The 13,257-nt window shown below is 43.8% G+C and carries 10 protein-coding genes; 6 read left to right on the top strand and 4 right to left on the bottom strand.

Annotated elements, in window-relative coordinates:
• Window positions 1-41: 41 nt before the first annotated feature.
• Window positions 42-1,181: a pyridoxal-phosphate-dependent aminotransferase family protein gene (locus BCU07_RS00075; protein ID WP_017061337.1), complete on the top strand. Its 1,140-nt coding sequence runs from the start codon at window positions 42-44 to the stop codon at window positions 1,179-1,181.
• A 112-nt stretch (window positions 1,182-1,293) separates the two neighbouring features.
• On the opposite strand, the gene BCU07_RS00080 is transcribed toward BCU07_RS00075, so the two are convergent.
• From BCU07_RS00080 to BCU07_RS00095, 4 genes are all read right to left on the bottom strand, one after another.
• Window positions 1,294-3,057: a PglL family O-oligosaccharyltransferase gene (locus BCU07_RS00080; RefSeq protein ID WP_102428426.1), complete on the bottom strand. Its 1,764-nt coding sequence runs from the start codon at window positions 3,055-3,057 to the stop codon at window positions 1,294-1,296.
• A 96-nt stretch (window positions 3,058-3,153) separates the two neighbouring features.
• The gene (gene uvrA, locus BCU07_RS00085; protein ID WP_017061339.1) at window positions 3,154-5,985 is read right to left on the bottom strand and encodes an excinuclease ABC subunit UvrA; all 2,832 of its coding nucleotides are present in this window, start codon (window positions 5,983-5,985) and stop codon (window positions 3,154-3,156) included.
• Window positions 5,986-6,134: 149 nt separating this feature from the next.
• Window positions 6,135-7,007 (bottom strand): UTP--glucose-1-phosphate uridylyltransferase GalU, encoded by an 873-nt coding sequence (gene galU, locus BCU07_RS00090; RefSeq protein WP_017061340.1) that lies wholly within the window; start codon window positions 7,005-7,007, stop codon window positions 6,135-6,137.
• 157 nt (window positions 7,008-7,164) lie between these two features.
• Complete coding sequence (locus tag BCU07_RS00095; RefSeq protein ID WP_029235590.1) at window positions 7,165-7,812, bottom strand: LuxR C-terminal-related transcriptional regulator; 648 nt, start codon at window positions 7,810-7,812, stop codon at window positions 7,165-7,167.
• Between the two features lie 278 nt (window positions 7,813-8,090).
• Between BCU07_RS00095 and BCU07_RS00100 the strand changes: the two genes are divergently transcribed.
• The 5 genes from BCU07_RS00100 to BCU07_RS00120 all read left to right on the top strand — a co-directional run bounded on the left by BCU07_RS00100 (window position 8,091) and on the right by BCU07_RS00120 (window position 13,242).
• Window positions 8,091-8,648 carry a single-stranded DNA-binding protein gene (locus BCU07_RS00100; protein ID WP_017061342.1) on the top strand — a complete coding sequence of 186 codons (558 nt, stop codon included), beginning with the start codon at window positions 8,091-8,093 and terminating at the stop codon, window positions 8,646-8,648.
• A gap of 161 nt (window positions 8,649-8,809) precedes the next feature.
• Window positions 8,810-10,825, top strand: a complete 2,016-nt coding sequence (gene csrD, locus BCU07_RS00105) for an RNase E specificity factor CsrD (protein ID WP_017062969.1) — start codon at window positions 8,810-8,812, stop codon at window positions 10,823-10,825.
• A gap of 2 nt (window positions 10,826-10,827) precedes the next feature.
• Window positions 10,828-12,270, top strand: a complete 1,443-nt coding sequence (locus BCU07_RS00110) for an MSHA biogenesis protein MshI (protein ID WP_102428425.1) — start codon at window positions 10,828-10,830, stop codon at window positions 12,268-12,270.
• A complete protein-coding gene (pilO, locus tag BCU07_RS00115) occupies window positions 12,270-12,917 on the top strand; it encodes a type 4a pilus biogenesis protein PilO (RefSeq protein ID WP_017061345.1) in 648 nt (215 codons plus the stop codon). Before BCU07_RS00110 ends, pilO begins: the two co-directional genes overlap by 1 nt.
• On the top strand, window positions 12,910-13,242 hold the full coding sequence (locus tag BCU07_RS00120; protein ID WP_017061346.1) for a hypothetical protein: 333 nt from the start codon (window positions 12,910-12,912) through the stop codon (window positions 13,240-13,242). Before pilO ends, BCU07_RS00120 begins: the two co-directional genes overlap by 8 nt.
• The last annotated feature ends 15 nt before the right edge of the window (window positions 13,243-13,257 follow it).

Here is a 13,257-nt window from a genome sequence, read left to right on the forward strand (position 1 = left end):
TTTAGGGTGGATTGTTCACAACATTAACGTAAGGGATGTACATGTCTAATTTACCACTCACTACTGCTATCGATAGCTTTTATCCACCACACCGAACGTTAATGGGACCTGGTCCTTCAGATATCTCACCTCAAGTGTTACAGGCTTTGAGCCGTCCAACCATAGGTCACTTAGATCCGCTGTTTATTGCGATGATGGACGAGCTTAAACAGCTTCTTAAATACGCTTTTCAGACTGAAAACGAATTTACGATTGCCGTTTCTGCACCGGGCAGTGCGGGTATGGAGACCTGTTTTGTTAACTTGATTGAGCCTGGTGAAAAGGTGATTGTTTGTCGTAACGGTGTCTTCGGTGAGCGTATGCGAGAAAACGTGGTGCGTTGTGGTGGCGAAGCCATCCTTGTTGATGACGAATGGGGCAAGCCCGTTTCAGTTGAAAAGGTAGAACAAGCATTGGCAGAAAACCCCGATGCCGTTGCTGTTGCATTTGTGCATGCAGAGACATCAACCGGAGCGTTATCTGATGCTCAAGCTATCTCTGCTGTCGCTCGTCAGTTTGATGCGTTAACGATTGTTGATGCAGTGACATCATTAGGTGGTGTGCCATTGCTGGTTGATGAGTGGCAGCTTGATGCGGTTTATTCTGGCAGCCAAAAGTGTCTGTCTTGTGTGCCAGGGCTATCTCCAGTGACTTTCTCTCAGCGTGCGGTTGATAAAATGAAAGCCCGTAAAGCACCAGTGCAAAGCTGGTTTTTGGATCAAAGTTTAGTATTAGGTTACTGGAGTGGAGAAGGTAAGCGTAGCTACCACCATACCGCACCCGTGAACAGCCTTTATGCTCTGCATGAGTCGCTGGTTTTGTTGAAAAATGAAGGCTTAGATAATGCGTGGTCTCGTCATCATGCGATGCACCAAGAGCTTAAAGAAGGCGTAGAAGCTCTAGGGTTAAAGTTTGTGGTTGATGAAGAGAGCCGCCTGCCGCAGCTTAATGCACTTTATTTCCCAGAAGGAATTGATGAGGCTAAGATCAGAACGCAGCTTTTAGAAGAATATAATCTTGAAATCGGTGCTGGGCTTGGCTCTTTGGCTGGTAAGGCATGGCGTATCGGCCTAATGGGTTACGGTGCTCGTAAAGAGAATGTCGCGTTGTGCCTAAAAGCGCTAAAAGATGTTTTGAAGTAGCTGCATGAACTGAAATTAAAAAGAAAAGCGCACGAGAGATCGTGCGCTTTTTTGTATCTACCCCAAGCTCCTACTGCCTACTAAGTGAAGCTTGCGTTGCGAATTCTTAACATTATTCTGCAGACGAAACGTTATCTTCTGCTTGTGACACTTTCTTATACTGAACCTTTGAAAAGTCTCTGTTAGGGAATAAAAAGTTCGCTTCGCTACGAATTTGCTCTGCTTTACTTTCTTCTCCTAGGCCTTGATACGCCAGAATCAGATTGCTGTAGAAAGCCGGTCTTGGTTTGCTCTTAATGATCTCCAGTGACCAATCGATGTAAGGCTGTATAAGGCTCGGGTCGGCTTTGTAGAGGCCGATATTAAGGTAAGTGCTGTATATATCCCAATCGTAGCGATCTTTCCACACCACTGGGTTCGTTACCTGCTTAAGAATGTCCGGATTTTTCGGCTTAGACAGTTCAAACTTAGTCAGTACATAGTTGGTGTGCAGGGCGCTCAACATATAAAAACTGACCAAAATAGGGAGCACTAAGCTCAACACTCTAAATAGGGTCTTGCTGATGATACTGAACGACTGTTGATAATGTCGGGAAGAGCGCTGATCTACCCAGTAAATCAATATAATGAATGTTATCCAGTGAATCGCCGAGTGGTAAAAAGGATACTCAAGTTGAGAGTGCAAAAGGATTGGGATAAATAACGCGAGCAGGGCTAGACGTGTTCCCTTTGCTGAACTTGTTATGCGTGACATCACCAATATTGCAGCAATCAAGATTCCGATGATTGGTACAATCCCCCCTTCAACTCCCCAAAACAGGAACTCATTGTGCGGGTGATCCATTGAAGGAAGACCTGGATGATAGTTCGAGTTGAGTTGATGTTGGCGAGCTGTATATAGCGTGTATTCAGACTCAAATTTCCCGTAACCATAACCTGTAAATGGCTTTTCGATCATCATATCTAAAGCTTGCGGGAACGTATAAGCGCGCGGGCTTTCTAGGTTCGCTTTCTTGCTAGCGAGGCTATCAGTCGCACTTAGGCTGATCACCGAAAAAGCGACGACGACACCGACGAGCACTGATGCGCACCATCCGTAGAAGCGTTTCTTGGTCGAGAACTTGTATAGATAGGGCAGAATGCAGATAAACCCAATGACAGCGGCCAACCATCCGGTACGTGATGCAATGATGATCAGCAAGGGCACGGTTAAGGTTGGAGTTAAATACAGTAGGAATGATTCGCTGATCTTATGGTTATATTTAGCCGGCTGCCTTGCTAAAAGGTAAGCGGACAGCACAAAACCAGTAGCAAGAAAGCTTGCCATTACATTCGGTTGTTGAAATATCCCATATGGTCGGTTTGCAGCAGTGTTGTAGCCAAATAGGTTGCCAGGTTCTAATAAGAAATATTGCACATAGCCAAATAGTGCTTGTATAACAACAGCAAGTACAATGAACCACAACATACGTTGCTTGTGTTTATTGCTGAACTTAAATTGCTGCAGCACCGCAAATAAGGCAAAGCCCGCCCACAATCCAAGCAAGCGTCCTGACGCTCCTTGAGGTGCAGCATTGCTGTATAAAATGGGTAGCGTGAGTATGATGCAGCTAATCAACAAGCCAATTGTTAATTTGGAATACTTGAGTACTCGATTGGTCGCGAGTTGGTAAAAGCCAATCGCTAGCGTGAAGCTTAGCGCTAGCCAAGTGGTAGGGTTAAAGGATAGAGCAAGGCCCGAACCACCAGGATTCGGCATAAAAAAATGCATAGCTAACAAGAATACAACAGCTAAAGAAGCCAGAAATGCTTTGTTGAGTGGTAGCTGAGTGACCTGATTTTCTAGCTGAGTACCGCTAGTGTGTATTGTTGCCATAAATCCCTAACCTTATAAAAACAGAGCTTGTTCCTTCTGAAACAAGCTCTGTTACTTTAACATTTTTCTGTCTGCCCGCAGGGCGCTATTTTACACCTACTTCAAATTTAACATAGGCTTAAGGAAGCGAGCAGTGTGTGAACCTTCGACTAACGCCACATCTTCAGGTGTACCCTCTGCAACAATCTCACCACCACCTTGCCCACCTTCTGGGCCAAGATCTAGGATCCAGTCTGCTGTTTTAACGACATCTAGGTTGTGCTCAATCACGACAACTGTATTACCGTGATCACGCAGTCTATGTAATACCGTCAGTAGCTGCTGGATATCGTGGAAATGAAGGCCTGTTGTTGGCTCATCGAGAATGTATAAGGTTTTTCCCGTGTCTCGTTTAGACAGTTCACGCGCTAATTTAACACGCTGAGCTTCACCACCAGATAAGGTTGTAGCTGCTTGCCCTAAGCGAATGTAAGAGAGGCCAACGTCCATTAAAGTTTGCAGTTTACGAGCGATAACAGGTACCGGGTTGAAGTATTCACGAGCATCTTCCACAGTCATCTCTAGAACTTCGTCAATGGTTTTACCTTTGTAGCGGACCTCTAGAGTCTCACGGTTATAGCGCTTACCTTTACACACATCACAAGGCACATACACATCGGGTAAGAAGTGCATCTCTACCTTGATTACGCCGTCTCCCTGACAAGCCTCACAACGACCACCACGAACGTTAAAGCTGAATCGACCTGGCTTGTAACCACGAGAACGTGATTCCTGAGTGCCCGCGAATAGTTCACGAATAGGGGTGAAAATCCCTGTGTAGGTCGCAGGGTTTGATCTTGGTGTACGACCGATAGGGCTTTGATCTATGTCGATTACCTTATCAAAATGTTCTAACCCTTTAATCTTTTTGTGCTTTGCTGGAACTGCAGTCGTGGCACCGTTTAATTGAGTGTGGGCGACTTTAAAGAAGGTATCGTTGATAAGCGTTGATTTACCCGAACCTGATACGCCCGTAATACAACTGAACAAGCCAACAGGAATTGTCGCGGTCACATTCTTTAGGTTGTTCCCCGTTGCGCCAACGATCTCGACGACCTTTTTCTTGTCGATAGGCGTTCTCTTTTCAGGCACTGCAATTTCTTTAGCACCGCTCAGGTATTGGCCTGTCAAAGAGTTCGGGTTTTCGATGATGTCTTGCATGGTACCTTCTGCCACCACGTGACCACCGTGCACCCCTGCTCCTGGACCGATATCGATAACATGGTCAGCACAACGAATTGCATCTTCGTCATGTTCCACAACAAGTACCGTATTACCTAAGTCTCTCAGGTGAATTAAGGTTTGCAATAGACGTTCATTATCGCGCTGGTGGAGACCAATTGATGGCTCATCAAGTACATACATAACGCCAACTAAACCGGCACCGATTTGGCTCGCCAAACGAATACGTTGCGCCTCACCACCAGACAGCGTTTCAGCACTGCGTGATAGGTTAAGGTAGTTCAAACCAACGTTGACTAAGAAATGCAGACGATCATTGATCTCTTTCATCACTTTATCTGCGATCTGCCCACGTTGACCGTCTAGCTTCAATTCTTGGAAAAATTGTAGTGCGTCAGCAATGCTAAGTTCAACGATTTCCGGAAGTGTTGTATCACCAATGAAAACATTGCGAGCTTCTAGTCTCAGGCGAGTGCCATCACAGCTAGAGCACGATTTGGTTGAGATGTATTTAGCAAGATCTTCACGCACTGCGCTCGATTCAGTATCACGGTAACGGCGCTCCAAGGTATTTAAAATGCCCTCAAATGGATGACGCTTAACCCGAATATCACCTCGGTCATTGATGTACTTGAATTCCACTTCAGTACGACCTGATCCTTTTAGAATGATCTCTTGAGTCTTTTTCGGTAGAGAATTAAATGGCGCATACAGATCAAAACCATAATGTTCTGACAGCGACGTTAGCATTTGGAAATAGTAGTAGTTCTTTTGATCCCAACCTTTTATCGCACCTTCAGCAATGCTTAGGTTCTCATCTAAAATCACTCGGCTTGGATCAAAATACTGTTGAACACCAAGACCATCACACGTACCACATGCTCCTGCCGGGTTATTAAATGAGAACAGGCGAGGCTCAAGCTCTTGCATGCTGTAACCACATTTAGGACAAGCGAAGTTAGCAGAGAATACGATCTCTTCTTGATCCGTTTCGTCCATCCAGCCGACGACAGCGATACCGCCAGAGAGCTCTAATGTGGTCTCGAATGACTCGGCTAAACGCTGTTGAAGATCAGGACGAACCTTGAATCTGTCTACCACAACTTCAATGGTGTGCTTCTTATGAAGTTCAAGTGCTGGTGGATCGGATAGATCACAGGTTTCACCATCAATTCGGGCTCGGATAAAGCCTTGCGCAGCTAAGTTTTCCAGTGTTTTAACATGCTCACCTTTGCGCTCTTTGACAATCGGTGCCATCAACATCATCTTTGAGCCTTCAGGCAGTTCTAAGACCTTATCGACCATTTGACTGATGGTTTGTGCTGCTAGAGGGATGTTGTGGTCTGGACAGCGAGGTTCGCCTACTCGCGCATACAATAATCTGAGGTAATCATAGACTTCGGTAATGGTACCGACGGTTGAGCGAGGGTTATGTGAAGTCGATTTTTGTTCTATTGAGATAGCTGGAGACAGACCTTCAATATGGTCGACATCAGGCTTTTCCATAAGAGATAGAAATTGACGAGCGTAAGCAGACAGAGATTCAACATAACGACGCTGACCTTCTGCGTAGAGTGTGTCAAACGCAAGTGACGACTTTCCTGAACCCGATAATCCGGTGATGACAGTCAGTTTGTCACGTGGAATGGTTAGGTTGACGTCTTTGAGGTTATGCGTACGAGCGCCTCTAATTTCTATTTTATCCATCTCAATAGACCATGTAATTTTAAGTGGCTAAAGTATTACATAGAGTGAGATTTGTGCAAAGTTTTACTGGATAAAAAAACAGTAAACAAAAAGGGCGACTCAAAGAGTCGCCCTTTCTAAAATCAGTAACGTTAGTGATTAACCAGTCGTTATGCTTCTTTCTTGGTCGAGTGTTTACCTAGCTCGATTTGCTGCTGGTCTTTCTTGTATAGGTTTTCGAAGCAGTAGTTTGTTGCTTCGATATAGCCTTCAACACTACCACAGTCAAAACGTTGGCCTTTAAATTTGTAAGCCAATACACAGCCTGCTTTTGCCTGTTTTAGCAATGCATCAGTGATCTGGATTTCGCCGCCTTTACCTGGTTCTGTCTGCTCGATTAATTCAAAGATATCTGGAGTCAGAATATAACGACCAATGATCGCTAGGTTGCTTGGTGCTGTACCTTGCTCTGGCTTCTCTACCATGTCATCAACTCGGAAAAGGTCATCTTTGATCATTTCGCCAGAGATAACACCGTACTTGTGAGTCTCTTCTTCTGGAACTTCTTGTACAGCAACAATAGAACAGCGGAACTGTTTGTATAGCGCAACCATCTGAGCTAGCACGCCTTGTTGCTCGTTCACACAAAGGTCATCAGCAAGTACTACTGCGAACGGTTCATCGCCTACAAGTTCGCGACCCGTTAAAATAGCATGGCCAAGGCCTTTCATCTCACGTTGACGAATGTAGGTGAAGTTTGCCGCTTCAATCGTTTCACGGATATTAACCAATAGGTCTTCTTTATTGGTGCCGCTAATCTGGTGCTCAAGCTCGTAGTTTTTATCAAAGTGATCCATGATCGAGTGCTTACCACGTCCAGTAACGATGCACATTCCATCCATACCAGCTTCGATAGCTTCCTCTACACCGTATTCAATCAGAGGTTTGTTTACTACAGGCATCATTTCTTTAGGCATTGACTTGGTTGCAGGTAAAAAACGTGTACCGTAGCCAGCTGCCGGGAAAAGGCACTTTTTGATCATGATAAGACCCTTTATCTATAATAATTATTGATTCAACCTGAGTGGTTGATATTTCTGAGGGCAACTCTAGCATAAGTTATGTCGAAAATTCAGCAACAATAGCCATGGTTTACTAGAGCTTCCCTCAAAATTATCGTCAGACTAAGAGGTGGGTCGATTATGCAAGCAGGTTCTGGTTTGCCCATGCTATCGCTTGAACTCTATTTTTTACCGCAAGCTTACGGAATATTTGATAGAGGTGAGATTTAACCGTGAACTCACTAATAAACAAGTCATCGGCGATTTGTGTGTTTGAAGACCCGGATTGAAGACAGCGAATCACCTGGATCTCACGAATGGTTAAATCAACATTGGTTGGTGTGGTGTTGGTATTGACCATATTGCGATAATAAAACAACAGTTGATTGGTTACCTTCCTTGGCAGCCAGTTATCGCCATCAATGACTTCTTGAAGACCACGAGCAATCTTGTCCTTTTGTTCAGTGTTGTAAAAGAGTCCTTTTAGTACCCCATAGGTAAGAAGCTCTGAGGTTGGAAGTTGCTGGGGGACATTGAATAAAATGATTTCGTGATTTTTCCACATAACAGTCAGGTTAGGACAAATAATCAGTAGTTGTGGTACCTCTCTGTAATCGACGAGCAAGATCCGGTTACTCTGCTTTCTATCAACTAGCATTAATTCGTCGGGTGTCATTTTGTAGAGAACAATAGATAAATGCTTTTCTATCTCTTTTACATGTAGATAGGTATCGTTTGGGTCGATGCACAGAAAGTGTAAAGTGCGAGCGTATCTTGATTTTCTCATTGAAACGTCCTGTTTGAGTGGGATTAGATTCCACGGTGTCATGCAGGCTTTAGCTTCTCTAGCGCCTTGATAGTGACTTGCGTTGAATATCAATTATCAAAGTAAATGAGTGGTTTGTAAGTGGAGAAAAAAGCAACATCGCTCTGAATATCATGATTTGTTACGTTTTTATTCTTTGTAGTGAGGAGAGAATAGGAATGCGATTTATCACTGCAGAAAAGCATGCTATTCTTGTGCGCTAAAATTTTCTGAGACTATGAATTTAGACGGAGCAAATCATGGCTAGCCGTGGAGTTAACAAAGTTATATTAGTGGGTAACCTAGGTAATGACCCTGAAATTCGTTACATGCCAAATGGCGGCGCAGTAGCGAACATTACCATTGCAACGTCAGAGTCATGGCGTGATAAAGCAACTGGCGAGCAGCGTGAAAAAACAGAATGGCACCGTGTTGCTCTGTTTGGCAAGCTTGCGGAAGTTGCTGGTGAGTACCTACGTAAAGGTTCTCAAGTTTACATTGAAGGTCAACTTCAAACTCGTAAATGGCAAGATCAAAGCGGTCAAGATCGCTACACAACTGAAGTGGTTGTTCAAGGCTTCAATGGTGTAATGCAAATGCTTGGCGGCCGTGCTCAAGGTGGTGCTCCTGCTCAAGGTGGCATGGGTAACAACCAACAGCAAGGTGGTTGGGGTCAGCCACAGCAGCCACAACAACAGCAACAACAATACAGTGCTCCCGCTCAACAGCAGCCAAAAGCACCTCAACAAGCTCCTCAGCAGGCTCAACCTCAATATAATGAGCCGCCAATGGATTTTGATGATGACATCCCATTTTGATCCCTGTTTTTAATATATTATAAAGACAGTATTAAATTGGAAAAAGCCGCGTTCATCGCGGCTTTTTGTTACCTACAATTCTTAACGCTTTATTTACAACGTCAATTTATAGTATAAGTAGCAATACGGTATAATGTGAGTTGAAAAGGATTTCGTTATTCATGAGATATACCCCGACACTAAAATTGAGCACTCGATTGGTCGCATTTGTCACCGTGATAGTGATCAGCGCGATGTTCATTCTTTTTATTGGTGGCACACTTTCCTTTAAGCGTATTGGACAGGAATATTTAGACCATTATTTGGTTGGCATTGTCGACGTTGTAGATAAAGAGATGGAAGACCCTGACGCCGCGTATTCAATGCAGCGTTGGATGCCTAAGATGTTGCAGGCGAGCAATATTGTTGAGATGAAACTCTCGAACAAGACCGGCATCGTTTATCGTTTCAAAGATACCTCCCCACAAATTGATCCCAATCGTCTTTATGAGAAAAGCTTCATTTTAGAGCGTAATGAAGGCTACCGAATCGAATTTAAAGCACTTCCTCCTTATATTGGCTACAACTACTCAATGGAAGCGATGTGGTCAATTACTTTGGCTGTCGCATTGGTTCTGTTCTGTCTTGCTCGCGGTGTTCGTTGGTTGAAAGAACAACTCATGGGTTCTGAAATCTTGGAAGAGCGAGGAAGAATGATCTTGGCCGGTCAGGTTGAAGCTCATGCAAAGGGAGATGAGCGAGAGTGGCCTTATACCGCAAGCGAAGCCTTAGATGTATTGATTGAAGAGCTACAAGATGCTCGTCAAGAACGAAGTCGCTTTGATACCTTTATTCGTACCCATACTTTCCTAGATAAACTCACGGGAACGGCAAACCGAGTTTTATTCGATAATAAGCTGGAATCGGCACTGCATGAAAGTGGTGCTCGAGGCGGTGTGTTACTGATACGTATCGACGAATGGGAGCAAGTTAGTGATGCTAACGATAAGCAAACCACAGACGGCTTTATTATTGAAGTCGGTGAAGTACTGTCGAATATCGTTCAACGCTATCCCGATGTCATTTTTTCTCGCTATTACGAAGCGGACTTTGCTGTATTTATTCCTCATCAGGGCGCAAAAGATATTGCGACCTTGGCTGCTCAGTGTTTAAGGCAGTTAGATAAGCTAACTCCGCCAGAGCCTTTAGAGTCGGATAACTGGTGTCATATTGGTGTGACCATGTATACCGAAGGTGAGCGTCATAGCCAGATCATGGATGAAACGGAAACGGCACTAAAGAGTGCTCAGTTAGAGCGTATTAATAACTGGAGCCGTTACCCGAAAGAGAATAAGAATGAGCTTGATAGAGGCAGTGTTCGTTGGAGAACATTACTTGATAAAGCGCTGCTTCCTGAAAATTTAGTAATCTTTGCTCAGCGGTGTTATCTTATGCCGGAATCTGGTCAAGTTAATGAATTACATAGAGAAATATTTACTAGAATTCAGGATCCTGACAAAGGTTTATTGAAATCGTCTCGATTTATGCCTGCGGTAGAGCAAGTGGGTTATCAAGCTCAAATGGACCAATCGGTTCTAAAGGTTGTGTTGAAATCGTTGAAAGAATCAACTCAACCTATCAACTATTCAGTGAATCTGAATGTTACCCCGTTTGCTAATAAACAGCACTTTAAGTGGTTTAGGAGTGAGTTGTTACAGCTCTCTGCTCAACACCGCTCTCAGCTTGCGTTTGAGTTTCCAGAAGGGCACTTGATTGCTCATCTTGATTATATGAGACCGGTGGCAAAGATGTTGCGAGGTTTAGGGTGTAAAGTTGTGGTTGGCCAAGCTGGGCGAACCATTGTTAGCACTCACTATATAAAGGATTTGAAGGTTAATTATATTAAGCTTCATCGAAGCCTAATAAAGAAAATCGACCAAAGGCATGAGAACCAACTGTTTGTTCGAAGCTTAATTGGGGCGTGTGGTGATTCTCCAACTCAAGTTATTGCCGTTGGAGTCGAGACAAAACAAGAAAAGAATACCTTGATAGAGTTAGGCATTAACGGCTATCAAGGGAGATATTTCGACGAAGAACAACAAATTATCCCTTTGCCTAATCAAGCAGAAAAAGCCGCGAAAGCGGAATCTGTTGTCAAAGTTGGACGAAGAAATCGATGGCGTAAGAGTAGTAGTTAAGAATGAATTTTAAAGCGATTTTAGACAAAATAAAGCCAACGAATAATAAAGGTAGCTCGCAAGTTGTCTTGCTGGGCAATGACGCCATTTATATTTCATCGACAGAACAAGATCCTCAAGTAGCCAGCATTCCCGTGGTTAATGGGGACTGGGAGAGTGCGCTAAAAAAATCGCTTAGCAGTGAGGCGTTTACCAGTAATAGCGTCCAACTGATTGTCTGTGCTAACTACTACCAAACCTACCAAATTGATAAACCGGACATTCCAGAGAGTGAATGGTCGGTAGCACTGCCTTTTTTACTCAAAGATCTTGTTTCAGAAAGAGTCACGGAAATTACTGCGAGTGCGGTCGCGTTACCAACGTCGAACAAGCTGCAAGTATATGTCCTGCCTAAAAAGCTGTTGGACAAGCTTTTGAATATCACTAATTCGGCTCAGGTTGAATTAATAGGTGTTGCTCCTGAAGATGAAATCTGGGGTTACAGTGCAGGCGAACTGTCTAATTTCATTCTTTTACAACGTAGCGTCAATTCACACTTTAAATTGGGTGCGTTTGTCGAAAATACCGTTTGTTTTCAAAGAACCATCCGCAGTGTTGTGCCACCTTTAACGGGTGTTGCGTCAAGTGCTCTGCAGTTAGATGGCCTCGCTTTAGAGCTTCAACGCTCGATTGATTACCTTTCTTCTCAAATTAAAGGCACCCAGCTTCACCAGCTTAAAATCTGTTGTGACGAAGAAGATGAAGCAGAGTTACAAAGTGCCTTAAACAGTACATTGAGCTCGACAGTTTCACTGTTGGTTGAAGGTGAGCGTGATAATTCAGAGAGTTTGTTGCTTAAACTTGCAGCTGAAAAAGAGACGTTTAAGGTCAATCTTTACCCTGAACACCTTAAGCCTAAAAAAGAATATTTTACGCTGACCAATGTTGTTGCGAGCTGGGGAGTAATTTGTGTTTTGATGCTTGGTGGTTACTTCGCAATGCAGTATCAAGTTTCTAATCTAGATAAAGAGCTAACAGCCCTGCAACAAGACTCGAATCAACTTAAAAAGCAAGTTAACCAATTGAATAGTAAGTTAACTCAGCATAAACCGTCTCCAGAGAAAGTCGCGGCGGTTGCGCGTCTCAAACGTGAGACTGAGGCTAAAAAAGAGGCTTTGAAGGCTGTTGGACAATACGACGAATCCCAACAAGTCGGGTATTCTGGCGTCATGAATTCCTTAGCTAAATTAGGCCGAAATGACATTTCTCTTTCGCACATCTACATGACCCACGATACTTTAGATCTTAGTGGCTTGGCTCGTAACGCAAATGTCGTTCCGAACTGGATTGGTCAGTTTAAAAGTGAGCTTAATTTAGTCGGACGCACTTTTGAAAAACTAAAAATTGGCCGTAATGATCAGGATGTGGTGACGTTTGAGCTAAGTACTCGTCGGGAGAGTAAATAATGCAGCAGTGGAACCAGCTGAGCGATAAGTTTCTTGCATTAAGTCAAAGAGAAAAATGGCTACTTTTTGTGTGTGGTTTTGTTGGCCTATCGATGTTGTTGTTCACCTTATTGGTTGAGCCTGCGTATCTCGATCTACAAGCTAAAAATGCCAAGGCGAGCAGCCTGACTCAATCGAATCAAAGGCAGCAAGGTGAGTTACTTGTTCTGCAAGCTCAGTTAAACAAAGACCCAGACAAAGAAATTAATCGAGAGTACAAAAAGCTGCTGGTGGAGAGCCAAGATCTCTCTCTTCAGCTTTCTCAGATTGTTGATGGATTAATCACACCTTCTCAAATGTCGCAGTTACTGGAGAGCGTTCTTAACGCCGGTAATGGACTAAAGCTTGAATCGCTAGAGTCATTAAAACCAGAAGCGATTTCGAACAATAAAGAGACCAGCGAATATTCAGGCTACTTTCTTCACCCTGTAAGAATGGAGCTAACCGGCAGTTACTTTGATATCTCAGCTTACCTTCAAGCACTTGAGTCTCTACCTGTGAGTTACTACTGGCGCACATTTGAATACTCAGTAGAAGAATATCCTAAAGCTCGACTGGTGTTCGAGGTTTACACATTAGGTACTAGACAGGAGTTTATCGGTGGTTAGAACTCTTTTGTTGTCCTTGCTATTTAGTAGCTCTTTTGTGTGGGCTGAGCAAGATCCCACGGCGCCATTAGGCTGGCTTTCACCTCAACAGAAAACGGCGCCTGCTAAGAAAGCACCAACTCGTTATCGCTTGCCTTCTTTAGAAAGCATCGTGTGTAAGGGAGATACGCCTTGCTATGCGATTATGAATGGTCAGATTCTCGGACAAGGGGAAACGATCAGAGGGTACCGAGTTAAGAACATAGATCCAGAATACGTCACTCTGCAGAGAAGCTCTAAGCAGTGGAAATTAGAGATGTTCTCTTTAGATGTTAAGAATAATTAAGGTTAGAGTGAAGAC

The organism is Vibrio sp. 10N.261.54.E10 (genome assembly GCF_002877735.2).
GTDB lineage: Bacteria > Pseudomonadota > Gammaproteobacteria > Enterobacterales > Vibrionaceae > Vibrio > Vibrio crassostreae_C.

Coding starts and splice junctions, on each gene's coding strand:
- csrD (WP_017062969.1), top strand. CDS start 8,810: ATGAGATATACCCCGACACTAAAATTGAGCACTCGATTGGTCGCATTT.
- BCU07_RS00080 (WP_102428426.1), bottom strand. CDS start 3,057: ATGGCAACAATACACACTAGCGGTACTCAGCTAGAAAATCAGGTCACT.
- uvrA (WP_017061339.1), bottom strand. CDS start 5,985: ATGGATAAAATAGAAATTAGAGGCGCTCGTACGCATAACCTCAAAGAC.
- galU (WP_017061340.1), bottom strand. CDS start 7,007: ATGATCAAAAAGTGCCTTTTCCCGGCAGCTGGCTACGGTACACGTTTT.
- BCU07_RS00110 (WP_102428425.1), top strand. CDS start 10,828: ATGAATTTTAAAGCGATTTTAGACAAAATAAAGCCAACGAATAATAAA.
- pilO (WP_017061345.1), top strand. CDS start 12,270: ATGCAGCAGTGGAACCAGCTGAGCGATAAGTTTCTTGCATTAAGTCAA.
- BCU07_RS00100 (WP_017061342.1), top strand. CDS start 8,091: ATGGCTAGCCGTGGAGTTAACAAAGTTATATTAGTGGGTAACCTAGGT.
- BCU07_RS00075 (WP_017061337.1), top strand. CDS start 42: ATGTCTAATTTACCACTCACTACTGCTATCGATAGCTTTTATCCACCA.
- BCU07_RS00095 (WP_029235590.1), bottom strand. CDS start 7,812: ATGAGAAAATCAAGATACGCTCGCACTTTACACTTTCTGTGCATCGAC.